This is a genomic window from Pseudomonas sp. RC10-4-2, from assembly GCF_050433085.1.
Taxonomy (GTDB): Bacteria; Pseudomonadota; Gammaproteobacteria; order Pseudomonadales; family Pseudomonadaceae; genus Pseudomonas; species Pseudomonas aeruginosa.
Genome location: NZ_JBNPXX010000003.1, coordinates 178680 through 205098, shown reverse-complemented (window position 1 = coordinate 205098; position 26419 = coordinate 178680). Strand labels below are relative to the sequence as shown.

Annotated in this window: 21 protein-coding genes; 17 read left to right on the top strand and 4 right to left on the bottom strand. The window is 69.2% G+C overall.

Translation table 11 applies throughout. From position 1 onward, the window contains the following. Nucleotides 1-25: 25 nt before the first annotated feature. From FHW81_RS16470 to FHW81_RS16425, 10 genes are all read left to right on the top strand, one after another. The gene (locus tag FHW81_RS16470) at nt 26-2395 is read left to right on the top strand and encodes a TonB-dependent receptor (protein ID WP_003117849.1); all 2370 of its coding nucleotides are present in this window, start codon (nt 26-28) and stop codon (nt 2393-2395) included. A 22-nt stretch (nt 2396-2417) separates the two neighbouring features. Further along, the gene (locus FHW81_RS16465; protein ID WP_023088806.1) at nt 2418-3758 is read left to right on the top strand and encodes an aryl-sulfate sulfotransferase; all 1341 of its coding nucleotides are present in this window, start codon (nt 2418-2420) and stop codon (nt 3756-3758) included. 151 nt (nt 3759-3909) lie between these two features. Beyond that, the gene (locus FHW81_RS16460; RefSeq protein ID WP_003089438.1) at nt 3910-4815 is read left to right on the top strand and encodes an AraC family transcriptional regulator; all 906 of its coding nucleotides are present in this window, start codon (nt 3910-3912) and stop codon (nt 4813-4815) included. A 156-nt stretch (nt 4816-4971) separates the two neighbouring features. After that, a complete protein-coding gene (locus tag FHW81_RS16455; protein WP_106120653.1) occupies nt 4972-6282 on the top strand; it encodes an ABC transporter substrate-binding protein in 1311 nt (436 codons plus the stop codon). Between the two features lie 75 nt (nt 6283-6357). Continuing rightward, nucleotides 6358-7290, top strand: a complete 933-nt coding sequence (locus tag FHW81_RS16450; RefSeq protein ID WP_016561905.1) for a carbohydrate ABC transporter permease — start codon at nt 6358-6360, stop codon at nt 7288-7290. Between the two features lie 10 nt (nt 7291-7300). Further along, the gene (locus FHW81_RS16445; protein WP_003105365.1) at nt 7301-8134 is read left to right on the top strand and encodes a carbohydrate ABC transporter permease; all 834 of its coding nucleotides are present in this window, start codon (nt 7301-7303) and stop codon (nt 8132-8134) included. Nucleotides 8135-8173: 39 nt separating this feature from the next. Further along, complete coding sequence (locus FHW81_RS16440) at nt 8174-9286, top strand: ABC transporter ATP-binding protein (protein ID WP_003089446.1); 1113 nt, start codon at nt 8174-8176, stop codon at nt 9284-9286. Nucleotides 9287-9308: 22 nt separating this feature from the next. Then, nucleotides 9309-10784 carry a mannitol dehydrogenase family protein gene (locus tag FHW81_RS16435; protein WP_003105368.1) on the top strand — a complete coding sequence of 492 codons (1476 nt, stop codon included), beginning with the start codon at nt 9309-9311 and terminating at the stop codon, nt 10782-10784. Next, nucleotides 10781-12289, top strand: a complete 1509-nt coding sequence (xylB, locus tag FHW81_RS16430; protein WP_003122708.1) for a xylulokinase — start codon at nt 10781-10783, stop codon at nt 12287-12289. The genes FHW81_RS16435 and xylB overlap by 4 nt, the downstream gene beginning before the upstream one ends. Before the next feature lie 40 nt (nt 12290-12329). Next, nucleotides 12330-13262 carry a carbohydrate kinase family protein gene (locus tag FHW81_RS16425; protein ID WP_003106865.1) on the top strand — a complete coding sequence of 311 codons (933 nt, stop codon included), beginning with the start codon at nt 12330-12332 and terminating at the stop codon, nt 13260-13262. 42 nt (nt 13263-13304) lie between these two features. Here FHW81_RS16425 and FHW81_RS16420 read toward each other — a convergent pair whose 3' ends face one another. Next, a complete protein-coding gene (locus FHW81_RS16420) occupies nt 13305-14540 on the bottom strand; it encodes an NAD(P)/FAD-dependent oxidoreductase (RefSeq protein WP_003106867.1) in 1236 nt (411 codons plus the stop codon). Between the two features lie 418 nt (nt 14541-14958). Between FHW81_RS16420 and FHW81_RS16415 the strand changes: the two genes are divergently transcribed. The 7 genes from FHW81_RS16415 (at nt 14959) to FHW81_RS16385 (ending at nt 22702) form a co-directional block, all read left to right on the top strand. Then, complete coding sequence (locus FHW81_RS16415) at nt 14959-16194, top strand: SfnB family sulfur acquisition oxidoreductase (RefSeq protein WP_003106870.1); 1236 nt, start codon at nt 14959-14961, stop codon at nt 16192-16194. A 10-nt stretch (nt 16195-16204) separates the two neighbouring features. Then, on the top strand, nt 16205-17422 hold the full coding sequence (locus FHW81_RS16410) for an SfnB family sulfur acquisition oxidoreductase (RefSeq protein ID WP_012614156.1): 1218 nt from the start codon (nt 16205-16207) through the stop codon (nt 17420-17422). Nucleotides 17423-17439: 17 nt separating this feature from the next. Further along, complete coding sequence (locus FHW81_RS16405; RefSeq protein ID WP_003106871.1) at nt 17440-18828, top strand: LLM class flavin-dependent oxidoreductase; 1389 nt, start codon at nt 17440-17442, stop codon at nt 18826-18828. 31 nt (nt 18829-18859) lie between these two features. Next, the gene (locus tag FHW81_RS16400; protein ID WP_003115004.1) at nt 18860-19654 is read left to right on the top strand and encodes a MetQ/NlpA family ABC transporter substrate-binding protein; all 795 of its coding nucleotides are present in this window, start codon (nt 18860-18862) and stop codon (nt 19652-19654) included. After that, nucleotides 19651-20760 (top strand): methionine ABC transporter ATP-binding protein, encoded by a 1110-nt coding sequence (locus FHW81_RS16395; protein ID WP_010895607.1) that lies wholly within the window; start codon nt 19651-19653, stop codon nt 20758-20760. The genes FHW81_RS16400 and FHW81_RS16395 overlap by 4 nt, the downstream gene beginning before the upstream one ends. Next, nucleotides 20744-21397: a methionine ABC transporter permease gene (locus FHW81_RS16390; protein ID WP_003111646.1), complete on the top strand. Its 654-nt coding sequence runs from the start codon at nt 20744-20746 to the stop codon at nt 21395-21397. Before FHW81_RS16395 ends, FHW81_RS16390 begins: the two co-directional genes overlap by 17 nt. A gap of 177 nt (nt 21398-21574) precedes the next feature. Further along, nucleotides 21575-22702 carry a glycerophosphodiester phosphodiesterase gene (locus tag FHW81_RS16385; RefSeq protein WP_003122702.1) on the top strand — a complete coding sequence of 376 codons (1128 nt, stop codon included), beginning with the start codon at nt 21575-21577 and terminating at the stop codon, nt 22700-22702. 65 nt (nt 22703-22767) lie between these two features. Here the strand turns inward: FHW81_RS16385 and zapE are convergent, their stop codons facing one another. The 3 genes from zapE to FHW81_RS16370 form a co-directional block, all read right to left on the bottom strand. After that, on the bottom strand, nt 22768-23922 hold the full coding sequence (zapE, locus tag FHW81_RS16380) for a cell division protein ZapE (protein ID WP_023122514.1): 1155 nt from the start codon (nt 23920-23922) through the stop codon (nt 22768-22770). 171 nt (nt 23923-24093) lie between these two features. Then, nucleotides 24094-25224 carry a sigma-54 interaction domain-containing protein gene (locus tag FHW81_RS16375; RefSeq protein WP_429479490.1) on the bottom strand — a complete coding sequence of 377 codons (1131 nt, stop codon included), beginning with the start codon at nt 25222-25224 and terminating at the stop codon, nt 24094-24096. After that, nucleotides 25221-26405: an acyl-CoA dehydrogenase family protein gene (locus FHW81_RS16370; protein WP_003104714.1), complete on the bottom strand. Its 1185-nt coding sequence runs from the start codon at nt 26403-26405 to the stop codon at nt 25221-25223. Before FHW81_RS16370 ends, FHW81_RS16375 begins: the two co-directional genes overlap by 4 nt. Nucleotides 26406-26419: the final 14 nt, after the last annotated feature.

Genomic DNA, 26419 nt, shown 5'->3' with positions numbered 1-26419 from the left:
TCACCCCTTCATCCAGGACCCACACATGAATCGCCGACCCGCGTACCGCTCCATCCCGTCGTCCCGCAGCGCACCGTTCCGCCGTCGCCTGCTGCCCCTGTCGATCTGCCTGGCCTGCGCCGGAGGGGCGCAACTGGCCGGCGCCGACGACACCCCCGCGGGCACCGAAGAGGCGCGCCAGGCGCAGCCGGCCACCACCCTGCAGACCGTCACGGTGACCTCGCGGCGACGGGTGGAAAACTCCCAGGATGTGCCCACCGCGATGAGCGTGCTCGGCGGCGAAACCCTGGAGAGCCAGCGCATCTACCGGGTGCAGGACCTGCAGCAACTGGTGCCGAGCACCAACGTCGCCTACGTCCACGCGCGCCAGTCCAGCGTGTCGATCCGCGGCCTCGGCAACAACCCGGCCAGCGACGGCCTGGAAGGCAGCGTCGGGCTGTACCTCGACAACGTCTACCTCGGCCGCCCCGGCATGGCCTCGTTCGACCTTCTCGACATCGAGCAGCTGGAGGTCTTGCGCGGCCCGCAGGGCACCCTGTTCGGCAAGAACACCACGGCCGGGGTGATCAACATCGGCACCCGTGCGCCGAGCTTCACTCCGGAGCGCAGCGTTGAGATATCCGGCGGCGAGGACGGCTACTTCCAGGCCAGGGGCACGATTTCCGGACCGCTCGGCGAGACCCTCGCCGGGCGCCTGTCGGCCTACCGCACCCGCGACGACGGCTACGTGAAGAACCTCCACGACGGCAATACCCTCAACGGCGGCGCACGCCAGGGTTTCCGCGGGCAGTTGCTGTTCAAGCCGAACGACGACTTCAGCCTGCGCTGGATCGGCGACTACAACGAGGAAGACTCCGACAATGGTGTCCTTACCCTGTTCAGCAGCGGCCCCACGGTGAACGGCGTGAACCGCTACGAACAGCGCGCCGCTGCGGCCGGCGCGACGCTGGTGGACGGCCATCGGCGCAAGGTCAACTTCGACTCGGACCAGCAGGTCACGGTGTTCCAGGGCGGAACCTCGGTGGAAGCCAACTGGAAGCTGGCCAACGACTTCACCCTCACTTCCATCAGCGCCTACCGCTGGTGGGATTTCACGCCGCGCAACGACGACGGCCTGGACGTACCGGCGGCCTATAACGCCGGAGTCTCGGTGCGCGACAAGCAGTGGTCGCAGGAAATCCGCCTGGCTTCGCCCAGCGGCGGCTTCTTCGACTACGTGCTCGGCGCCTACTACTTCGGCCAGGACCTCGACAACAAGTCCTTCACCGACTACGGGCCCAGGGCAGACATCTGGAACGGAACCCCCGCCGGCGCCCTGAGCGACGTCAGCACCCGCGGTCGCGGGCACATCGACACCGACAGCTACGCGCTGTTCGCCCAGGGCACCTGGCACCTAACCGAGCGCCTGGACCTCACCGCCGGCGTGCGCGGCACCTACGAGGAAAAGTCCGCCTGGGTCGAACGCTACGCCCCGCTCGGCGGCGCCGCGGTGAGCGGCGCGGCGGCGGCCGCGCGCAACGGCAGGGTCGGCGCCTACGACAGCGGCGACATCGGCCTGCACAGCGTCAGTCCGTCCGCTCTGCTCAGCCTCAGCTACCGCTTCAGCGACCAGGTTCTGGGCTACGCCTCGCTGTCCCACGGCGAGAAATCCGGCGGCGTCAACCTGACCGTGGCCAGCGCTCCCAGCGCCGGTGCCGACTCGCTGCTGATTGGCACCGAGCGCGCCAACGATGCCGAGCTGGGGTTGAAGACCACCCTCCTCGACAACCGCCTGATCCTCAACGGCAACCTGTTCTGGACCGTGGTCCACGGCTACCAGGCCAATGCCTACGACGAGGCCAACCGCACCCAGTACCTGACCAATGCCGGCGATGTGCGCTCGCGCGGCCTGGAGTTCGAAGCGACGGCCCTGCCGATCCGCGGCCTGACCCTGAATTTCAATGCGTCCTACAACGACGTTCGCTACCTGTCCTACAAGAACGCCCCGTGCGCCCCCGAGGTGGCCTTCCAGACCGGCGCCCCGGCGTCCTGCGACCTCAGCGGGCACCAGGTGGTCGGTGCCTCGAAGTACATCGCCAACCTCAATGGCGAGTATCGCTGGAAGCTCGACGATGGCCTGGAGCCCTACCTCACCGCCAGCTACGCGTTCCGCTCCAGGGCGGTGGGCACCATCGACGATTCCGCATACGGACAGATCCCCAGCTACGCCCTGGTCAACGCCTCCGCCGGCCTGCGCGGCGACTACGGGGACGGCCAGTGGGACCTGTCCCTGTGGCTGAAGAACGCTTTCGACAAGACCTACTTCACCAGCCTCTGGAATTCCGCCAACGGCGGCTACGCCGGCGTGCTCGGCACGCCGCGCACCCTGGGCGTGACCGCCCGCTACGACTTCTGAACCGATCGCCGAGGAACCCGCCATGCCCAGATTCCCGATGCTCCTGCTCAGCGCCGCGCTGCTCGCCGCCGGCGCCCATGCCGCGCCCAGCGTCTACCCCACCGGAGTTACCCGCTACGACCCGCAGAAGGCCTTCAACCAGTACGTGATCTTCAGCGGCGCAGACCGCAAGACCCACCTGATCGACATGAACGGCAACGAGGTGAAGCGCTGGGACTACCCCGGCTTCCCCGCCGCCGTGATCGACCCGGCCCTGAACGGCGGCAAGCGCGGCCATGTGCTGCTGCAACTGGCCGACCTGGCCGCTCCGGACAAGCTGGCCTCGCCCGGCAACGGCCTGGCCAACCAGGCCCTCGGCGAGCTGGACTGGGATGGCAAGGAGGTCTGGCGCTGGGGTGACCAGGCGCCGGGCGGCGCCGCCCATCAGCACCACGACCAGCGCCGGCTGGCCAACGGCAACACCCTGCTGCTGGCGAACAAGGTCCACGCGGTGAAGGGCTTCGCCGTGCCCCGGGTAATCGATGACGTGATCTACGAGGTCACGCCGCAGGGCAAGCTGGCCTGGAGCTGGACCGCTTCGGAGCATCTCGACGAATTCGGATTCACCGCCGACCAGTTGAAGCGGGTACGGGCCAGCGAGAACCCCGACTACCTGCACATCAACAACCTCGCCCCGCTCGGCGAGAACCGCTGGCACGCTGCCGGCGACCGGCGCTTCGCCCCGGAAAACCTGCTGCTCGACTCACGCAACGCCAACTTCATAGCGATCGTCGACAAGGCCAGCGGCAAGGTGGTCTGGCGCCTCGGCCCGAACCTTCCGCCGATCGACCCGAAGAGCGCCCGTAAGCTGCCGCGCCCGGTGGACCAGATCAGTGGCCAGCACGACGCCCACCTCATTCCCGAGGGCCTGCCGGGCGCCGGCAACCTGCTGGTGTTCGACAACCAGGGTGACGCCGGTTACCCCTCGGTACAGCGCGGGCTGGTCTCCGGCTCGCGGGTACTGGAAATCGACCCGCTGAAGAAGCAGATCGTCTGGCAATACACTGCCGAGGACTCGCAGCAGCCCGGCTGGGCCTTCTACAGCGCCTTCATCAGCAGCGCGCGGCGCCTGCCCAACGGCAATACGCTGATCGACGAAGGGCAGAACGGACGCTTCTTCCAGGTAACGCCCGGCGGCGAGATCGTCTGGGAGTACGTCAGCCCCTACTTCGGCAAGGCGCCGCGCGGCGACGCCCGGAGCAACTGGGTCTACCGCGCGCTGCCGGTGGCCTACGACTGGGTGCCCGAAGGTACGCCGCGCGAGGAGAAGGCGGTGAACCTGGCGGTTCCCGGCGCCACGCCGCAGGTCACGGCGCGGCGTTGAAGCGGATGGCGGCGGATAGAGCCACGGCCCGCTACCCGCCCCTGCGGCCACCCGGCGCCACGCAGGGGAGCGAGGCTCGCGGGTGGTCCCCTGCACAGCCCCGCCGCTTCGGGCTAGGATGTGCCTTCGTTCCCCCGGTCGGCCCGCGCCCATGCCCAGAGCCAGCAAAGTCACCGATCCGTCCTACGAGCTGATGGACGATCACGAAGGCCATTCGCTGATCTACCGCCAGCACGGCTTCCCCAGCCCGCTGGTGCGCTGGCACTTCCACAAGGAATACGAGCTGCACCTGATCGTCGCCAGCTCCGGCAAGGTATTCATCGGCGACTACATCGGCAACTTCGCCCCCGACACCCTGTTCCTCACCGGTCCCAACCTGCCGCACAACTGGATCAGCCAGGTGGAGCCCGACGAGGTGGTGGCCCGGCGCGACATGCTGGTGAACTTCACCGACGAGGTGCTGGAGGACGGCAGCGGCGTATTCTCCGAGCTGAACCGCCTGGCCCCGCTGCTGGCGCGGGCGCGCTACGGCATCGAGTTCCGCGACCCGGCGCTGATCGGCGAAAGCCGGCGACTGTTGCAACGCATCGCCGACAGCGGCGGCATGACCCGCCTGGGATACTTTTTTATCCTCATGGAACAGCTCGCCGAATGCGAGGACTACCAGTTGCTCTCTACCGTCACGTCCTCGCAACTGGCCGACGAGCACAACGTCGAACGGATCAACCGGGCGGTGGACTACATCTTCCAGCACTACGCCCAGGACCTCACCCAGGAGCAGGTCGCCGCCCACCTGGGCATGACCCCCACCTACTTCTCGCGCTTCTTCAAGCAGGCCGCCGGGCGCGGCTTCGTCGAGTTCGTCAACCGCCTGCGCATCAGCAAGTCCTGCGAGCTGCTGGCCCGCAGCGAGCTGCCGGTGACCGAGGTGTGCTTCGAGTCGGGCTTCAGCAACCTGTCCAATTTCAACCGGCGCTTCCAGCAGCTCAAGGGCATGACGCCCACCGGCTACCGGCGCCTGGTGACCCAGCGGCTGACCGAGCAGAACCTGCTCTGAGCCGCCAGCGCCCCACCCGGCGGTGCAAAAAAGTATCGGTCGAAGTGCAGTCGAGGCTTTGTCGGTTGCGTGACGCGCCTGTGTAATCGGCAGCGAGCGACACAAAAACAATAATGTCTTCCGCGCCGCCCGCCGGCCCGGAAGAGGAGTTCACCGATGAACGACTCGATCAAGGCCTGCCTGGCCGCCGCCTGCCTCGCCCTGCCCCTGCTGGCCCAGGGCGCCGAGGCCCTGACCATCGCCACGGTCAACAACAACGACATGATCCGCATGCAACGCCTGTCCAAGGTGTTCGAGGAAAGCCACCCGGACATCGCGCTGAAATGGGTGGTGCTCGAAGAGAACGTCCTGCGCCAGCGCCTGACCACCGACATCGCCACCCAGGGCGGACAGTTCGACCTGCTCACCATCGGCATGTACGAAGCCGCGCTGTGGGGCGCCAAGGGCTGGCTGGAGCCGATGAGCGGGCTGCCCGCCGACTACGCCCTGGACGACCTGTTGCCCTCGGTGCGCGACGGTCTCTCCGTCAAGGGCACGCTGTACGCCCTGCCGTTCTACGCCGAAGCCTCGATCACCTACTACCGCAAGGACCTGTTCCAGCAGGCCGGGCTGCGGATGCCCGAGCAACCGACCTGGACCCAGCTCGGCGAATTCGCCGCCAGGCTCAACCGCCCGGATCAGGGCCAGTACGGCATCTGCCTGCGCGGCAAGGCCGGCTGGGGCGAGAACATGGCGTTGATCGGCACCCTGGCCAACGCCTTCGGCGCACGCTGGTTCGACGAGCGATGGCAGCCCGAATTCAGCGGCGGCGAATGGAAGAAGGCTCTCGACTTCTATGTCTCCACCCTCAAGCGGTACGGCCCGCCCGGCGCCTCCAGCAACGGATTCAACGAGAACCTGGCGCTGTTCAACAGCGGCAAGTGCGCGATCTGGGTGGACGCCAGCGTCGCCGGTTCGTTCGTCACCGACAAGAGCCAGAGCAAGGTCGCCGACGCCACCGGCTTCGCCTTCGCCCCCCGGGAAGTCACCGACAAGGGCGCCTCCTGGCTGTATTCCTGGGCCCTGGCGATTCCCGCCAGCTCGCGCGCCAAGGACGTGGCGAAGGCCTTCGCCACCTGGGCCACCTCGCAGGCGTACGGCAAGCTGGTGGCGGACAGGGAAGGCGTGGCCAACGTGCCGCCCGGCACCCGCACCTCGACCTACAGCGAGGCCTACCTGGCCGCCGCGCCGTTCGCACGGGTCACCCTGGAATCGCTGAAGCGCGTCGATCCCAACCATCCGACGCTGAAGCCGGTGCCCTATGTCGGCATCCAGTTGGTCACCATCCCCGAGTTCCAGGCCATCGGCACCCAGGTCGGCAAGCTGTTCTCCGCCGCCCTCACCGGGCAGATGAGCAGCGACCAGGCGCTCGCCGCCGCGCAGCAGAGCACCGCCCGCGAGATGAAGCGCGCCGGCTATCCGAAGTAGTCCGCCGCCGGGCGCAGCCGCGCCCGGCGCGGCGCTGCTCGAGCGCTTGTCCTTGAAGATCCAGACGGAGTCGCCATGAACACCTCGGCCCTCGATACCCCGCTCCCGGCCCGTCCCGCCCGCCGCCGTCTCCAGCGCCGCCGGCGCGGCCCTGGCTGGCTCCTGGTCAGCCCCTCGGTGGCGCTGCTGCTGTTGTGGATGATCGTGCCCCTGGGCATGACCCTGTATTTCTCGCTGATCCGCTACAACCTGCTGTATCCCGGCGAGAATGCCTTCGTCGGCGTGGAGAACTTCACCTTCTTCGTCACCGACGCCGGCTTCCTGCCCGGCGCGCTGAACACCCTGCTGCTGGTGGGCAGCGTGCTGGCGATCAGCGTGGCGTTCGGCGTGCTCATCGCCGCGCTGCTGGAGGCCGGCGAATTCTTCGGCCGCGGCGCGGTGCGGGTGTTGCTGATCTCGCCGTTCTTCATCATGCCGACGGTGAGCGCGCTGCTCTGGAAGAACCTGATCTTCCACCCGGTCTCGGGCATCCTCGCCGCCGTCTGGCGCCTGTTCGGCGCCGAGCCGGTGGATTGGCTGGCGCACTATCCGCTGCTGTCGATCATCCTCATCGTCTCCTGGCAATGGCTGCCCTTCGCCATCCTGATCCTGATGACCGCCATGCAGTCCCTCGACCAGGAGCAGAAGGAGGCTGCCCGCCTCGACGGCGCCGGTCCGCTGGCGATCTTCTGGCACCTGACCCTGCCGCACCTGGCGCGGCCCATCGCGGTGGTGCTGATGATCGAGACGATCTTCCTGCTCTCGGTGTTCGCCGAGATCTTCACCACCACCAGCGGCGGCCCCGGCTACGAATCGACCAACCTCGCCTACCTGATCTACAACCAGGCGCTGCTGCAGTTCGATGTCGGCATGGCCTCGGCCGGGGGCCTGATCGCGGTGCTGATCGCCAATATCGCCGCCATCGTGCTGGTGCGGATGATCGGCAAGAACCTTACCGAGCGCAGCTGAGGAACCCGCCATGCTGACACTCAAGCAATCCCGCCGCCTGCGCAATGCCCTGCTCGGCCTGCTCTGCTGGGGCATCGCCCTGCTGCTGTTCTTCCCGATCTTCTGGATGCTGCTGACCAGCTTCAAGAGCGAGATCGACGCCTTCGCCACGCCGCCGCAGTTCATCTTCCAGCCGACCCTGGAGAACTACCTGCACATCAACGAGCGCAGCGACTACTTCGCCTACGCCTGGAACTCGTTGCTGATCTCCTCCTCGGCGACTCTCCTGTGCATGCTCGTCGCGGTGCCGGCGGCCTACTCCATGGCCTTCTTCGAGACCCGCCACACCAAGCGCACGCTGCTCTGGATGCTGTCGACCAAGATGCTTCCGCCGGTCGGCGTACTGATGCCGATCTACCTGCTGGCCAAGCAGTTCGGCCTGCTCGATTCGCGGCTGGCGCTGATCATCGTCTACACCCTGATCAACCTGCCGATCGTGGTCTGGATGGTGTACACCTACTTCAAGGACATCCCCGTGGACATCCTCGAAGCAGCGCGCCTGGACGGCGCCGGCACCTGGCAGGAGATCGTCCGCGTACTGCTGCCGATCGCCCGCGGCGGGCTCGCCTCGACCCTGCTGCTGTCGCTGATCCTGTGTTGGAACGAGGCCTTCTGGTCGCTCAACCTGACCTCCTCGGCCGCCGCCCCGCTGACCGCCCTGGTCGCCTCCTATTCCAGCCCCGAAGGACTGTTCTGGGCCAAGCTCTCGGCCGTCTCCACCCTCGCCTGCGCGCCGATCCTGGTCTTCGGCTGGATCAGCCAGAAGCAGCTGGTACGCGGCCTTTCCTTCGGCGCCGTGAAATGAAGCGCATCCCCATCCTTTCGTCCACGGAGGTATTCCGCCATGGCTGATCTCAAGATCCGCAACCTGCAGAAAGGCTTCGACGGCCAGGCCATCATCAAGGGCATCGACCTCGACGTCCGCGACCGCGAGTTCGTAGTCTTCGTCGGCCCCTCCGGCTGCGGCAAGTCGACCCTGCTGCGCCTGATCGCCGGCCTCGAAGAGGCCAGCGGCGGCAGCATCGCCCTCGACGGCACGGACATCACCGACACCCCGCCGGCGAAACGCGACCTGGCGATGGTCTTCCAGACCTACGCGCTGTACCCGCACATGACGGTGCGCAGGAACCTCTCCTTCGCCCTCGACCTGGCCGGCGTCGACAAGCGCGAGGTCGCCGCCAAGGTCGACGCCGCCGCACGCATCCTCGAACTGCAAGCGCTGCTGGAGCGCAAGCCGCGCCAGCTCTCCGGCGGCCAGCGGCAGCGGGTGGCGATCGGCCGGGCGATCGTGCGCAACCCGAAGATATTCCTCTTCGACGAACCGCTGTCCAACCTCGACGCCGCCCTGCGCGTGCAGATGCGCCTGGAACTGGCGCGGCTGCACCAGGAACTGGCGGCGACCATGATCTACGTGACCCATGACCAGGTCGAGGCGATGACCCTGGCGGACAAGGTCGTGGTGCTCAACGGCGGGCGCGTCGAGCAGGTCGGCTCGCCGCTGGAGCTTTACCACCATCCGGCCAACCTGTTCGTCGCCGGCTTCCTCGGCACGCCGAAGATGGGCTTCCTGCGCGGCCATCTCAGCCGCAACCAGGGCGAGCGCTGCGAGGTCGCCCTCGAATGCGGCGCGCGCGTCGGCCTGCCGCTATGCGCCGGCGAGCTGGCCACCGGCAGCCCGGTGACCCTCGGCATCCGCCCGGAACACCTGAACATCGCCCGCCCGGGCCATGCCTTCCAGGGCCTGCTGCGGGTCGCCGCCGACGTCAGCGAACGCCTGGGCAGCGACAGCTTCTGCCATGTCCGCGCCGACTCGGGGGAAATGCTCACCCTGCGCGTGCGCGGCGATTTCGCACCGGACTACGGCGCCCCCCTGGAGCTGGGCTTCGATCCGGCGCACTGCCACCTGTTCGACAGCAACGGCCAGGCCCTCGACAAACGACTGCAACAGGCGGCCTGAAGCCGCCAGCGGGAACCCACCGATGAAACTCAACCGGCAGCACCTCCCCCTGCTGGCGACCGCTGTCGCCCGCCCGTCCTACGACCCCGCGCAACTGCGCCAGGGCATCGTCCACATCGGCGTCGGCGGCTTCCACCGCGCGCACCAGGCGGCCTACACCGACGCCCTGATGAACCGCGGCGAAGCCCTCGACTGGGCGATCTGCGGCGCCGGCCTGCGCAGCGACGACCGCGCCATGCACGACGCCCTGGCCGCCCAGGACTACCTCTACACCCTCTACGAGCTGGGCGACCAACCGGACACCGAGGTCCGCGTGATCGGCGCCATCAGCGGCATGCTGCTCGCCGAGGACGGCGCCGAGGCGCTGCTGGAAAAACTTGCCGAGCCGGCCATCCGCATCGTCTCGCTGACCATCACCGAAGGCGGCTACTGCATCGACGATGGCAGCGGCGAGTTCCTCGCCGAGTTGCCGCTGGTGCGCCACGACCTGGCCAACCCGCGGACCCCGCGCGGGGTCTTCGGCTTTCTCTGCGAGGCTCTGCGGCGGCGCCGCGACACAGGCGTGCCGGCGTTCACCGTGATGTCCTGCGACAACCTCCCGCATAACGGCGAGGTGGCGCGCAAGGCGCTGCTGGCCTTCGCCGAACGGCTCGACCCGGGGCTGGCGCGCTGGATCGCGACGCACGTCAGCTTTCCCAACGCCATGGTCGACCGCATCACCCCGATGACCAGCCCCGCCCACCGCCGCCAACTGGCCCAACGGCACGACGTGGAAGACGCCTGGCCGGTGGTCTGCGAACCCTTCGTGCAATGGGTGCTGGAAGATCGTTTCAGCGCTGGGCGCCCGGCCTGGGAAAAGGTCGGCGTGCAGTTCACCGACGACGTCACGCCCTACGAGGAGATGAAGATCGGCCTGCTCAACGGCAGCCACCTGGCGCTCACCTACCTGGGCTTCCTGCGCGGCTACCGCTTCGTCCACGAGACCCTCGGCGACCCGCTGCTGCGCCGCTACGTGCGGGCCTTCATGGACCGCGACGTGGCCCCGCTGCTGGCACCGGTACCGGGGATCGACCTGGAACGCTACAAGGACAGCCTGGTCGAGCGCTTCGCCAACCGCGCCATCGCCGACCAACTGGAACGGGTCTGCTCGGACGGCTCGTCGAAGTTTCCCAAGTTCATCGTCCCCACCGCCAATCGGCTGATCGCCGCCGGCCGGCCGCTGGAACGGGTGGCCCTGGTGGTGGCGGCCTGGGCGCTGTACCTGGGCGGGGTCGACGAGCATGGCGAACGCTACCCGATTCCCGATCCGCGCGCCGCCGAATGCCAGGCGCTGGTTGCCGAACGCCACGGCCTGGGCCGGCGCCTGCTCGGCGTGGAGACCGTGTTCGGCCCGGCGATCCCGGCCTCGGCGGCCTTCGTCGAGGCCTTCGAGCGGCTCTACGACAGCCTGCGCCGACACGGCGTCAGCGAAACCCTGCGCCAGGTACTCGGCGAATGACTCCGGAGGGCCGCATGCACGGATTGTTCCTCGGCATCGATTGCGGCACCCAAGGCAGCAAGGCGCTGCTGCTCGACGCCGGCAGCGGCCGCACGCTGGGCCTGGGCAGCGCCGCGCAGCGCCCGCCGGAAGGCCGCGACGGACGCCGCGAGCAGGACCCGGCGGACTGGCTGGAAGCCATGGCCAGCGCGGTACGCATGGCCCTGGAAGAAGCCGCGGTGGACGGCCGCGAGGTCCGCGCCCTGGCGGTTTCCGCCCAGCAGCATGGGCTGCTCCTGCTCGACGCCGAGGGCCGGGCGCTGCGCCCGGCCAAGCTCTGGTGCGACACCGAGAGCGCGGCGGAGAACCGCGAGCTGCTGGAAGCCCTCGGCGGCCCGGCCGGCTCGCTGGAACGCCTGGGACTGGTGCTCGCGCCGGGCTACACGCTGTCCAAGCTGCTCTGGAGCAGGCGCCGCTTTCCCGAGCTGTTCGCCCGCGTCGCGCACATCCTCCTGCCCCACGACTACCTCAACCACTGGCTCACCGGCCGCGTCTGCAGCGAAGCGGGCGACGCCTCCGGCAGCGGCTACTTCGACGTGCGCCGGCGCACCTGGGCCAGCGACGTGCTGGAGCTGGTCGAGCCGGGCGGACGCCTGGCGGCGGCGCTGCCGGAGCTGATCGAGCCCGGCGCCTGCATCGGCAACCTGCGCCCCGAAGCGGCCGCCGCCCTCGGCCTGGCTCCCCACACGCGGGTCGCCGGCGGCGGCGGCGACAACATGCTCGCCGCCATCGGCACCGGCAACATCCGCCCCGGCCTGCTCACCGCCAGCCTGGGCACCTCCGGCACCCTGAGCGCCTATGCCGAGCGGCCGCTGGTCAGTCCGCACGGCGAGCTGGCGACCTTCTGCGCCTCGTCCGGCGGCTGGCTGCCGCTGGCCTGCACGATGAACCTCACCGGCGCCTGCGGCCTGGTACAGGACCTGCTGCACCTCGACCTCGACGAATTCTCCCGGCTGGCCGCCCAGGCGCCGGTCGGCGCCGAGGGTCTGCTGATGCTGCCGTTCTTCGACGGCGAGCGGGTTCCGGCGCTACCGCATGCCAGCGCCAGCCTGCATGGCATGACCGCGGCCAACCTGAGCCGCGCCAATCTTTGCCGGGCGGTGCTCGAAGGCACCGCCTTCGGCCTGCGCTACGGCCTCGACCTGCTGCGCGCCAGCGGCCTGCCGGGCGAGGAAATCCGCCTGGTCGGCGGCGCGGCGAAGAACCCGCTGTGGCGGCGGACGCTCGCCGACCTGCTCGGCCTGCCGCTGGTCTGTCCGCGGCAGACCGAGGCCGCCGCCCTTGGCGCGGCGCTCCAGGCGGCCTGGAGCCTGGGCCGCGAAAGCGGCGCCGGTGAAAGCCTGGAAGCCCTGTGCCGTCGCTGCGTGGCGCTCGACGAGTCGACCCGCACCCAGCCCCAGGCGCGACAACAGGCGGCCTACGAACAGGCCTACCGGCGTTACCTGGAGCACCTGCCTCCGCGATAATGGTCGCTTTCCTTCCTCTTCTGGCGTTTTGGAGATCTGCATGTACCTGGTGTGTGGCGAGGCCCTTTTCGATGTCTTCAGCCTGGAAAGCGCTGCGCGCAGCAACGAGCTGGGCTTCACCGCGATCGCCGGCGGCTCGCCGTTCAACGTCGCCGTCGGCCTGCGCCGGCTGGGCGTGGAGGCGGCGCTGTTCGGCGGGCTGTCCAGCGACTACCTGGGCACGCGGCTGCGCCGGGTGCTCGAAGAAGAAGGCGTGGACTGCGGCTTCCTGGTGCCCAGCGACGCCCCGACCACCCTGGCGATGGTCGGCCTCGACGCCAGCGGCTCGGCGCAATACCAGTTCCGCGGCGACGGCTGCGCCGACCGCCAGGTGCGCCTGGAACACCTGCCGACGCTGGATGGGCGGATACGCGGGCTGCACGTCGGCTCCTATACCCTGGTGGTGACACCGGTGGCCGACACCCTGCTGGCGCTGGTCCGGCGCGAGAGCGGCCGGCGCCTGGTCAGCCTGGATCCCAACGTGCGCCTCGACCCGCAGCCGGACATCGACCTCTGGCGGCGCCGGGTCGAGGCCTTCGCCAGTCATGCGCACCTGATCAAGGCCAGCGAGGAAGACCTGGCCCTGCTCTACCCCGGGCGCGACCCCGGCGAGGTGGCCCGCGGCTGGCTGAACCCGCGCTGCCGGCTGGTCTTCGTCACCCACGGCGGGGCCGGCGCCAGCGTGCACTGCACCCACGGCAGCTGGAGTCGCCCGGCGGATACCGCCCTGCCACTGCGCGATACGGTCGGCGCCGGCGATACCTTCCAGGCGGCGACCCTCGCCTACCTCCGCCGCCTCGACGCCGACAGCCCGGCCGGGCTAGCCGCGCTGTCGCGGGAAGCGATCGACGCGATGCTCGCCTTCGCCATCCGCGCGGCGGCGGTCACCTGCTCGCGGGTGGGGCCGGACCTGCCGTTCGCCCACGAGCTTTGAGGCCGGCCGTGCGGAGGGTCAGGCCGAGGGCTGCCGCCCGGTCTAGCGCCCCGGCCGCGCCAGCCACTCCCGGCCCTTGAGCATGGCGTTCCAGTACACCCAGGGCAGTACGTGGCGCTTGAGCAGCCAGGCGAAGCGGCTGGCCGCGGTGGGCTCCAGCGGGAAGGTCGGCAGCAGCTTGCCGGCATAGCCGAACTCCGCCAGCACCACCCGGCCGCGCTCGACGGTCAGCGGACAACCGCCGTAGCCGTCGTAGCGCAGCGGCAGGCCACGGCCGCTGCGCAGGCCGAGAAGGTTCTCGGCCACCACCACGATCTGCTTGCGCGCCGCCGCCGCGGTCTTCGCGTTGGCGGTGCCGCAGACATCGCCGAGGGCGAAAATCTCGCCATGACGGACATGTTGCAGGGTCGCCGGGTCGACTTCGCACCAGCCGGCCGCGTCGCCCAGGCCGCTGGCGGCGACGAAGGTCGGCGGCAGCTGCGGCGGCACCACGTGCAGCAGGTCGAAGTCCTTTTCCGCCAGATTGGTGTTGCCGTCGGCGTCCTTCACCTCGAACCAGGCCTTGCGCGCCGCGCCGTCGACCTTCACCAGGTTGGAATTGAACGCCAGCTCGGCCGAATACTTGCGCACGTACTCCATCAGCGGCGGAACGAAATCGGCGACACCGAACAACGCCGCGCCGGCCAGGTCGAACTCGACCTCGATGTCCTGCAGCACGCCCTCCCGCAGCCAGTGGTCGCAGGACAGGTACATGGCCTTCTGCGGCGCCCCGGCGCACTTGATCGGCATCGCCGGCTGGGTGAACAGCGCCTTGCCGCCGCGCAGGCCGCGCACCAGCTCCCAGGTGTAGGGCGCCAGGTCGTAGCGGTAGTTGGAGGTGACGCCGTTGCGCCCCAGGGTCTCCTCCAGGCCCTCGATGCGCTCCCAGGCCAGGCGCAGGCCGGGGCAGACGATCAGGTTGCGGTATTCCAGGCTGTCGCCGCCCTCCAGCAACAGTCGGCGCGCCTCGGGGTCGACCCGCTCGACGCGGGTGCGCAACCACTCCACGCCGGGCGGGACCAGCCCGGCCATCGGCCGCGCGGTGTCGCCCTGTGCGTAGGCGCCGCCACCGACCAGGGTCCAGCCCGGTTGGTAGTAGTGGGTGTCCGCCGGCTCGATCAGGCTGATACGCAACCCCGGCGAACGTTTCAGCAGGCTGGCGATCACGCCGATGCCGGCCGCGCCGCCGCCGATCACGGCGATGTCGGTGGTGAGTTCTGAAGCGTTAGCGCTCTGCATGGGAGTTCCTTCGACGATCCGAGTGGGTGGGCGCGCGCCAGGCCGCCGCGCGCGAAACCCTATCACCCTAGCAGCACGGCGCTGGCGCGCGGCATCCGGCTGTAATCCGCCGGTAACTGTTGCCCTGGCAACAGCGGAGCAACAGGCAGCGCCCGCGGACCAGCAGAAACTGTTGGAGAAAACCTCCAACTCTTTGATTTTTCTATGGATTAGCAAACGGCACGGCTTGTGCAAACAGACCCGGCAGAGGCTTGGCGATCGCGCCAGCCACCTATCCGAACTGCCAGAGGTGCCCAGCGAGCATGTCGTTACCGCCTGTTTCCCCTCCCTCCTCCAGGCGTTCCACCCGCACCACCGAACCCGCGAGCCGCGCCACACCGATGCCGCTGGCGGAACCACCACGCTGCAAGGCTGAACCATGACCGACGAAACCGCACCCAAGGATCTTCGTGACCAGGCGCCCCGGCTACTCCCGGCACGCCTCATCGAGAACGACGCCCAGGCGTTGCAGGCCGCCCACGAGGTAGCCGGACTGGCCCGTCGCGAAGCGGCGCTACGCGACCGCGAACGACGCCTGCCCTGGCAGGAACTGGAACTCTTCACCCGCCTCGGCCTGGGCGGCATCGGCATTCCCCGCGCCCATGGCGGCGCGCAGGTTTCCCATGTGACCCTGGCCGAGGTGTTCCGTGTCATCTGTGCCGCCGACCCGGCCCTCGGACAGATTCCGCAGAACCAGTTCGGCCTGCTCAGCGTGATCGACAACGTCGCCAGCCCGGCGCAGAAACGCAAGCTGTTCCGTGGCATCCTCGACGGCCGCCGGCTGGCCAACGCCGGCCCGGAGCGCAATACCCGCCACACCCTGGAGCTGAAGGCGCGGGTCCGTCGCGACGGCGACGGCTACCGGGTCAGCGGCGAGAAGTTCTACTCCACCGGAGCCTTGTTCGCCCATTGGGTGGCGGTCAAGGCCATCGACGAGGAGGAGCGCGCGGTGATGCTCTTCGTCGAGCGCGGCGCTCCCGGCCTGCGCATCGTCGACGACTGGTCCGGCTTCGGCCAGCGCACCACCGCCAGCGGCACGGTACTGCTGGACGAGGTTCCGGTAGCCGGCGACATGCTGATCCACAACGGCCTGCTGGCCGAGATCCCGAGCCTCCAGGGCGCCGTCTCGCAACTGATCCAGGCCGCCATCGACGCCGGCATCGCCCAGGCGGCGCTGGACGACGCCCAGGCTTTCGTCCGCGAACGCAGCCGGCCCTGGATCGACGCCCAGGTCGAACGCGCCAGCGATGAGCTCTACAGCATCGCCGAGGTCGGCCGCCTGCAAATCGAGCTGCACGCCGCCAACGCCCTGCTGGAGAAGGCCGGCCAGGTCCTCGACGAAGTGGCCGCGCGGCCGGTGGACGCCGAGTCGGCGGCACGCGCCTCGATCGCCGTGGCCGAGGCCAAGGTGCTGAGCACCGAGATCAGCCTGGCCGCCAGCGAGAAGCTCTTCGAGCTGGCCGGCAGCCGTGCCACGCTCGCCGAGTTCAACCTCGACCGGCACTGGCGCAACGCCCGCACCCATACCCTGCACGACCCGGTGCGCTGGAAAGTCCACGCGGTCGGCGACTACTACCTGAACGGCGCCCGTCCGGCGCGTCACTCATGGATCTGAGGAGCGCCCGATGAGCCTCGCACACGCTACGCGCGACAATCCCACGGCCGCTGCCCATCGCATCGGCAGCGACGACGAAGCCCTGGAAACGGCCCGCGAGCTGGCCGCCCTGTTCGCCCGCGAAAGCATCCAGCGCGACCGCGAGCGGCGCCTGCCGCTGGAAGAACTGGAACTGTTCTCCCGCTCCGGCCTGTGGGGCATCGCGGTGCCCCGCGAATACGGCGGGGCCGGCGTCTCGCGGGTGACCCTGGCGAAGGTGGTGGCGATCGTCAGCGCCGCCGACAGTTCCCTGGGGCAGATTCCGCAGAACCATTTCTACGCCCTCGAAGTGCTGCGGGTGAACGGCTCGCCGGCGCAGAAAGGTCGCCTGTTCGGCGCCGCCCTGGCCGGCGAGCGTTTCGGCAACGCCCTGGCCGAGATCGGCACGCGTACCGCCAGCGAGCGCCGTACCCGCCTGCGCGCCGACGGCGACGGCTACCGCCTGGACGGGCGCAAGTTCTACTGCACCGGCGCACTCTACGCGCAGCGGGTGCCGACCCTGGCGGTGGACGACGAGGGCCGCCAGCAACTGGCCTTCGTCCCGCGCGACAGCGCCGGGCTGGAAATCGTCGACGACTGGTCCGGCTTCGGTCAACGCACCACCGGCAGCGGTTCGGCGCTGTTCGACCGGGTAGCGGTGGCCGCCGAGGACGTGGTCTCGTTCCAGGACGCCTTCGAGCGCCCGACCACCGTCGGCCCGCTGGCGCAGATCCTCCACGCGGCGATCGACGCCGGGATCGCCCGCGGCGCCTTCGAGGACACCCTGCGTTTCGTCCGCGAGCGCGCCCGGCCCTGGGTCGACTCCGGCGTCGACAAGGCCAGCGCCGACCCACTGACCATCCATGAGATCGGCCGCCTGGCGATCCGCCTGCACGCCGCCGAAGCGCTGCTGGAGCGTGCCGGGCGGGTGCTCGACCGGGCCACCGCCGAGCCGGACGCGGAAAGCGTGGCGGCCGCCTCGATCGCCGTCGCCGAAGCCCGCGCGCTGACCACCGAGGTCGCCCTGCTGGCCGGCAGCAAGCTGATCGAGCTTGGCGGCAGCCGCGCCTGTCTCGCCGAACTCGGTCTCGACCGCCACTGGCGCAACGCCCGCGTACACACCCTGCACGACCCGGTGCGCTGGAAGTACCACGCGGTCGGCGACTACTACCTCAACGGCCGCCTGCCGCCACGCCGCGGCACGCTCTGAACGCCGAAGGAACCGCCATGAGCAAGAAGCAGATTCTCCTAAACGCCTTCAGCATGAATTGCGTCGGCCATATCAACCACGGCCTCTGGACCCACCCGCGCGACCGCTCCAGCGACTACCGCAAACTGCGCCACTGGACCGAGCTGGCCCGGCTGCTGGAGCGCGGCCTGTTCGACGGCCTGTTCATCGCCGATATCCTCGGCGTCTACGACGTCTACCAGGGCGGCATCGAGGTGACCGCCCGCGAAGCCGTCCAGTTGCCGGTGAACGACCCGCTGATGCTGGTCTCGGCCATGGCCGGGGTCACCGAGCACCTGGGTTTCGGCGTCACCGCCAACCTCACCTACGAGGCGCCCTACCCGTTCGCCCGGCGGCTCTCGACCCTCGACCACCTGAGCGACGGGCGGATCGGCTGGAACATCGTCACCGGCTACCTGGAAAGCGCGGCCAAGGCCATGGGCCAGTCCGCGCAGATCGAGCACGACCGCCGCTACGACCGCGCCGACGAGTACCTGGAGGTCCTCTACAAGCTCTGGGAGGGCAGCTGGGAAGACGACGCGGTGCTCGCCGACCGCCAGCGACGGGTCTACGCGCGGCCGGAGAAGATCCACAAGATCCGCCACCATGGCGAGTTCTACCAGGTCGAGGGCTACCACCTCGCCGAGCCCTCTCCACAGCGCACCCCGGTGCTGTTCCAGGCCGGCTCCTCGGAGCGTGGCCTGGCCTTCGCCGCGCGCCACGCCGAATGCGTGTTCGTCTCCGGACAGACCCGCGAGGCCACCCGCCAGCTGGTGCAGCGCATCCGCGCGGCGGTGGTCGGCGCCGGCCGTCGCGCCGAGGACATCAGGATCTTCATGGGCATCAACGTGATCGTCGCCGCCACCGCGGCCGAGGCCCGCGACAAGCATGCCGAGTACCGCCGCTACGCCAGCCCCGAGGCCGGCCTGGCGCACTTCGCCAGCTCCAGCGGCATCGACCTGTCGCGCTACGGACTCGACGAGCCGATCCGCTACGAGAAGAACAACGCCATCGAGTCGGTGGTGAAGAACCTCACCGTGGCGCGCACCGACTCCACCGTGCGCAAGCTCCTCGACCAGTTGGCCCTGGGCGGCCGCTACGTGACCCTGGTAGGCGACCCGCGCCAGGTCGCCGACGACCTCGAAGGCTGGATCGCCGATACCGGCCTGGACGGCTTCAACCTGACCCGCACCGTGGAGCCGGAGAGCTACGCCGACTTCATCGACCTGGTGGTGCCCGAGTTGCAGGCACGCGGCAGCTACAAGACCGCCTATGCCCCCGGCACCCTGCGGGAGAAGCTCTTCGGCGGCGGCCGCGCGCGCCTGCAGGCGGAACACGCCGGCGCCGCCTTCCGCCAGCCCCCGGCCGCACGCCAGCGCCAGGCCTGACCCCACTTTCCCTTTCGTTCAGGAGCCCACCATGCTGAACACCCTGAAAACCCTGAGCCTGGCCGTCCTCCTCGGCAGCGGCCCGGCCCAGGCCGCCGACGCCCCGCTGAAGATCGGCACCACCGCCGCCTTCGCCCCGCCGCTGGAAGTCGCCGTGAGCGAAGCCGGCAAGCAGGGACTGAAGGTCGAACTGGTCGAGTTCAGCGACTGGAACGCCCCCAACATCACCCTCGCCCAGGGCGACATCGACGCCAACTACTTCCAGCACGTGCCCTTCCTGGAAAACGCCAACCGCGAAGGCGGCTTCCAGTTGAAGCCGTTCGCGCCGGGGATCATCAACAACGTCGGGCTCTATTCGAAGCGCTACGCCAGCCTCGCAGAGTTGCCGGAAGGCGCCAGCGTGGCCATCGCCAACGACCCGATCAATGGCGGCCGCGGCCTGCAACTGCTACAGAAGGCCGGCCTGCTGAAGCTCAGGGACGGCGTCGGCTACAAGGCGACCCTCGACGATATCGTCGACAACCCGAAGGACATCCGCATCACCGAGCTGGAGGCGGTGCAACTGGCGCGCGCCCTCGACGATTTCGACCTGGCCCAGGGCTACCCGCACTACCTGCGCCTGGCCGGGACCATCGACCCGACCCGGGCACTGCTGTTCGACGGGATCGACAACCGGGAATACGTGATCCAGTTCGTCACCCGCGGCGACTACCAGGACCGCGACGGCCGCCTGGCGCGCTTCGTCGACATCTACCAGCATTCACCGGTGGTCCGCGCCGCGCTGGACAAGGCCCATGGCACGCTGTACCAGCCGGGCTGGGAGTGACGGCCATGACCGTTCCCCCGAGCCTGCTGCCCCTCGAACCGTTCCCGACGGCGCCCGACACGCGCGCCTCCACGCCGCACATCCGTCTCCACGGCCTGGGCAAGCGCTACCCCGGTGGAGTCCAGGCCCTGCGGGAGATCGACCTGGAAATCCGCCGCGGCGAAGTGTTCGGCATCATCGGCCGCAGCGGCGCCGGAAAGTCCTCGCTGATCCGCACCCTCAATCGCCTGGAGCGTCCCAGCGAGGGGCAGGTGCTGATCGACGACGAAGACATCGGCGGCTACGACGGCCAGCGCCTGGTCGCCCTGCGCCGACGCATCGGCATGATCTTCCAGCACTTCAACCTGATGTCGGCCAAGACCGTGCGGCAGAACATCGCCCTGCCGCTGCGGGTGGCCGGGGTGCCCCGGGCACGGATCGAGGAGCGGGTCGCCGGGCTGCTGCAACTGGTCGGCCTGGAGGAAAAACGCGACGCCTATCCGGCACAGCTCTCCGGCGGGCAGAAACAGCGCGTCGGCATCGCCCGCGCGCTGGTGCACCAGCCGCAGATACTGCTCTGCGACGAAGCCACCTCGGCGCTGGACCCGGAGAGCACCCAGGCGATCCTCGCGCTGCTGCGCGACATCAACCGCCGGCTGGGCCTGACCATCGTCCTGATCACCCACGAGATGGCGGTCATCCGCGAGATCTGCGACCGCGTGGTGGTCCTCGAATGCGGCCGCATCGTCGAACAGGGCGAAGTCTGGGAAGTCTTCGGCGATCCGCGCCATGCCGTCACCCGAAGCCTGCTCGGCAGCCTGCGCGCCGCCCTCCCGGCCGACCTCCAGGCGCGCCTGCGCCAGGCTCCCGGCGCCGGCGACCCGGTGCTGCTCGATCTCCAGTACACCGGCGCCAGCCGACGGGTACCGGACCTGCTGGCCATCGCCAGGGCCATCGGCCAGCGCGTCGACCTGCTCCACGGCGGCATAGAGCGTATCCAGGGCCGCGCCCTGGGGCGCCTGCTGCTACAGGTCGGCGCGCCGCCCGGCGAGCTTCCCGGCGTGCTGGCCAAGGCCGCGCTGGTGGCGGACAAGGTGGAGGTGCTCGGCCATGTCGCCCATGCTTGAACGGCTCTGGCAAGGTTTCCTCGATACGCTGCTGATGATCGGCGCGTCCTCCGCCATCGTCCTGCTGGTGGGTATCCCGCTGGCCCTGGTGCTGGTCACCACCGGGCCGGGCGGGATCTTCGAGGCGCGCCTGCTCAATCGCATCCTGGGCGGTCTGGTCAACGTGCTGCGCTCGGTACCCTTCCTGATCCTGATGGTGGCGCTGATTCCCTTTACCCGGATGATCGTCGGCACCAGCTATGGAGTCTGGGCCGCGGTGGTGCCGCTGACCATCGCCGCCACGCCGTTCTTCGCGCGGATCGCCGAGGTCAGCCTGCGCGAAGTCGACCACGGCCTGGTGGAGGCGGCCCAGGCGATGGGCTGCGAACGCCGCCACATCATCTGCAACGTACTGTTGCCGGAGGCGCGACCGGGCATCGTCGGCGGCTTCACCATCACCCTGGTGACCATGATCAATTCCTCGGCCATGGCCGGCGCGATCGGTGCCGGCGGCCTGGGCGACCTGGCCTACCGCTACGGCTACCAGCGCTTCGACACCCAGGTGATGCTCACCGTGATCATCGTCCTTGTGCTGCTGGTCACGTTGATCCAGTTCGGCGGCGACCGCCTGGCCCGCCTGCTGAACAAACGCCTGTAGAATCCGCCCTCCCGGCCTGGGAGGGCTGGCGCTTTGCCGAGGGCGACAGGAACCAGCGTCGCCGCGACAGCGCATCTTTCCCCGCGCCGGACAGACCTGTATCTGTCGTCCTCCGGTCATCCGGCGACGCCAGACTGGTCGGCAATCCCGTGAAAAAGAAAGAAGGAAAGGCGCCTCATGCGGCAAAGATTCTGGCAAGGAACATTCAAGACCCTGGGCCTCCTCGGCCTGACGGCGGGGCTCGCCGCCCAGGCCGCGGAGCCGTCCGGCAAGGCCCTCAGCGCCGCCGCCGGCGTGCCCTGGCCGGCGGTCATCGCCCACCGCGGCGCCTCGTACGACGCCCCCGAGGAAACCGCCGCGGCCTACCTGCTGGCCCGCGACCTCGGCGCCGACTACCTGGAAGCCGACGTGCAGCGCAGCCGCGACGGCGTGCTGGTCGCCCTCCACGACGACACCCTGGAGCGCACCACCGACGTCGCCGAGGTCTTCCCGGAGCGCGCCAAGGACCCGGTGAGCAGCTTCACTCTCGCCGAACTCAAGCGCCTGGACGCCGGCTCCTGGTTCAATCGCGCCTTCCCCGAGCGCGCCCGGCCCGGCTTCGTCGGCCTGCGCATCCTCACCCTCGACGAGATGCTCGACATCGCCGAGGGCGGCGCCAACAAGCCGGGCCTGTACCTGGAGACCAAGGTACCGGCGCAATTCCCCGGCATCGAAGACGACCTGCGCAAGCTGCTGGAACGCCGCGGCTGGCTGCAACCCCGCGAGCGCGCCGCCGCCGGGCATGTCGACGTGGCCCACGGCAATGGCCGGGTGATCCTGCAGACCTTCGAGAAGAGCAGCCTGGAGCTGCTGCAAGAAAGCATGCCGCAAGTGCCGAAGATTCTCCTGCTGTGGCTCGGCGACGGTTACCTGGAAGCCCGTTCGCCAGTGACCTTCAAGGAATCCGGGGAAACCGACAAGGCGGCCTTCTACGCCAGGCAGGAAGTGAAGTCCGAAGCCGAGTTCGGCGCCTGGCTGGACTGGGCCAAGGCCCACGGCGCGCTGGGCACCGGGCCCTCGGCGACCCTCAGCGAACGCGGCGAACAGAGCTACGCCGACCTGGTGAAACCCTGGATGAACCGCATGACCCACGCGCGCGGGTTGTTCATCCATGCCTACTCGGTGGACTCGGCGGAAGACTTCAAGGCCCTAGGCGCGGCCGGCGTCGACGGTTTCTTCACCAACCGCACCTCGGAACTGCTGAAGTTCCAGGGCCGCCCGGCGGCGCAAGACATGGACGCGCTGCTGCGCCGGCACGGCTACTGAGCCTCGGCCTGGCCGGCGGATGAGCGCGGGCGGCCATCCGCAGTTCCCGCTTCGGCGGCGCGGCGCTAGCCGGCGCTGTCGCTGCCGAAGCGTGCCAGCTGCATCTCGCGCAGCCGGCTGAGGGTGCGACGGAAGGCGAAGGCCAGGTAGCCCTCGGTATAAAGTGCCTCCAACGGCACCCTGGCCTCCAGGTAGAGCGGCACCTTGCGGTCGTAGCATTCGTCCACCAGGGCGATGAAGCGCCGCACGCCGTCGTCGTGCACCGACAACTGCGGCAATTCGCGATCCCCCGCCTCCACCAGTTGCGCGCCGTCCTCGGTGCCACGGGCTATGCGGCCTTCGCGCTGGCTGGCGCTCAGGCACGGCAGGTCGTCCATCAGGATCGCCCGGTAGCGGTCGCAAAGGCCGATGAAGTCCAGTGCCGACAGCGGCGCCTCGCAGAGCTGCGCATAGCTGCACCAGAGCACCGATTCGCTGTGCCGGTGCACCGCCAGCGGGCGGTGCCCCAGTTCGAAGGGCTGCGTGGATGCCGCTTCGCCGGCACTCAGGCGCGCGAAGAGTTCGGCGAAACCGCTCGCCTGCCCCGCCTCCACCACCCAGTAGCGTTGCTCGGCCCGGCCGGGATGCAGGCGGTGGTCCTGGCCGCCATCCACCGCGACCACCGCCATGTGCCGCTGGATCGCCTCGATCGCCGGGAGGAAGCGTTCGCGGTTGAAACCGTCGGCGTACAACTGCTCCGGTGGCTGGTTGGAAGTGGCCACCAGCACCACGCCCTCCTCGAACATGATGCGCAGCAGGCTGCCGAGCAGGATGGCATCGCCGATATCGCTGACGAACAGCTCGTCGAAGCACAGCACCCGCACGTCCCGCGCCAACTCGCGGGCCAGGGCGCGCAACGGGTCGGCTGTACCGGTCAGTTCGAACTGGCGCTGGTGCACCCATTGCATGAAGTGGTGGAAGTGCTGGCGCCGCGCGGGCACGCGCAGGCACTGGTAGAAGTGATCCATCAGCCAGGTCTTGCCGCGTCCTACCGGTCCCCACAGGTAGACGCCCTGGATCGCGCCGTGGCGGTGAGCTTCATGCAGGGCCTGGAAACAACGCTCCAGCGCCTCGGCGGCGCGCCGCTGCGCCTCGTCGGGAGCGAAACCGCGCTGTTCCACGGCCTGGCGATAGACGGCGAGCGGCGACATGGCCGGCAGATCGGGAGAGGTATCGGGCATCGGGCAGTTCCACCTGGCGCAGAGCGCGGAGCCAGACGCTCCGCAAAGCGCCGAGTCTACTGCGCCCGGCTGGGTTTGGGCGAATGCCGCAGCGCCGGCACGGCGGATAGTCGCGGGAGGTTGGCCGAATAACCGCTTGCGCTTACCCGCCGCGATCCCGAGCGCCTGAACTCAGATCGACAACCGCACCGCCCGCTCGCCATCGATCCGCTGGCCACCGCGCTTGTTCACCACCAGTTCGCCGATGGCGATCAGCCGCGTGCGCGTGACGTTGCGGCTGAGTCCCAGCAGGTTGGCGGTATGCACCTGGTTGCCGTGGCAGAAACGGTACGCCGCGCGCAGCAGGGCATCTTCGACCCGCCCATGGAGGTTCTCGCCCTGCTCTTCGAACAGACGCTGGAAAGCCTGCTGCAACAAGTGCTCGGCGGCGCCGCTCGCCGGGCCCCCGCGCGCTAGCTCCTCGCCACGCTCCAGGCGCAGGTTGGACAGGTGCAGGTCATCCGCGCGGATCAGCCCGTCGCGGCAGATCAGCAAGGTATGGTGGATGACGTTCTCCAGCTCGCGGATGTTCCCCGGCCAGGAATAGGCACGCAACTTCTGCGCCGCCTCCGGGCTCAACTGGCTCTGGCCGTAGCCCAGGCGACGGCTGTATTCGGCGATGAAGTGGCGGGTCAGCGGCAGGATGTCGCCGGGTCGCTCGCGCAACGGCGACAGTTCGAGACTGACGACATTGAGCCGGTAGTACAGGTCCTCGCGGAAGTGCCCGGCATTGATCGCCCGCTCCAGTTGCACGTTGGTCGCCGCCAGCACGCGCACGTCGATGGGGATGCTCTTGCGCGACCCCAGGCGCACCACCTCGCGCTCCTGCAACACGCGCAGCAACTTGACCTGGATCGGCATCGGCAGGTCGCCGATCTCGTCGAGGAACAGGGTGCCGCCGTTGGCCTCCTCGAACCAGCCGGCCTTGGCCGCCAGGGCGCCGGTGAAGGCGCCCTTCTCGTGGCCGAACAGCTCGGCTTCCACCAGTGACTCGGAGAAGGCCCCGCAGTTGACCGCCACGAACGGACCGGTGCGCCGCGCGCTGAGGTTGTGGATATGCCGCGCCACCAGTTCCTTGCCGGTGCCGGTCTCGCCGATCACCAGCACGCTGGCCTCGCTCGGCGCCACCTGGCGCAGGTGTTCGAGCAGGGCCTGGCACTTCGGATCCTCGAAGACCTGGGCGGTGGCGCGGATCGAGGTCGCCAGGTTCGGCGAACGTGGCAGCGTCAGCAGCCGGTCGGGAGTATGGGTAGAAGCGTTCATGAGTAGAAGGTCGGTTGCGGCGGTGACTGGTTCAGCGCCCAGTCGCCCAGCTCGCGGATCTTGTAGTCCAGCGGGTCGTGCAGGGTCTGGGTGCGCAGGTTGCGCCAGTAGCGGTCCAGGCGCAGGGCGGCGTGAGTGGAGCGGGCGCCGGTGACTTCGAACATGCGGTTGCACAGGTCGAGGCCGTTGCGCGTCGCGGCGACCTTGGCGGCGGCGATGGCCAGGGCCAACTGGCCGCGCTCGCTGGCGTCCAGCGCCGGGCCCTTGGACCAGGCGGCGTCGAGGCGCTGCGCGGCGCGCTCGACCAGCGCCCGGGTGCTTTCCAGGCCGACCCAGAATTCGCCGTAGCGCGCCAGCACATAGGGGTCGGCATTGGCCTCGGCGACCTCGGAGCGGAACCACGGTCGCGCTTCGCGCAGGGTGTACTGGCGAGCCTCCTCGAAGGCGCCTTCGGCGATGCCGAGGAACACCTCGGTGAAGATCAACTGGGCGATCAGCGGCCGCAGGCAGGCGAACGGCGTGCTCAGCGGCCCGGGATCGAGCAGCAACTCGCTCTCCTCCACCCGCACCCGCTCGAAGATCGCGCTGCCGCTGTCGGTCTGCCGCTGGCCCATGTTGTCCCAATCCTGGCCCAGGCTGATACCGCTGCGCGCGGTGGGGATGGCGGCAATCAGCAGCGCCCCGCCCTCGCCGTCCAGTGCCGAGGCGATGAGCATCTCCGAATCGCGGGCGCCGGAGCAGAAGCTCTTCTTCCCGGAGAACTCGCGCCAGCCGTCGAAGCGCCGGGCCACGGTACGGTTGTCCAGCGGGTTCAGCGCGTTGCCCCAGAACCAGCGGTTGCGCGCGGTCAGCTCGAACCACGGCTGCCATTGCTCGGGCCGCGAGAACAGGCGCACGGTGGCCAGCATCAGGTGCTGGAAGCCATAGACGTGGGCGATCGAGCTGTCGACCCGGGCCAGTTCGCGCACGGTTTGCAGGGTTTCGCTCCAGCTCGCCCCCAGGCCGCCGTATTCGCGCGGGATGATCAGCGACAACAGGCCGCTGCGGCGCAACGCGTCGCGCTCGGCCTTCGGGGTACCGCCGGCGACGTCGCGCTCGGCGGCGTTCTCGGCGAAATCGGCGGCCAGGCGCCGGGCGATCTGCAACGGCGTTTGCGCCTCGGGGCGGGTCTTCGCATTCACAGGGGGTTTCTCCT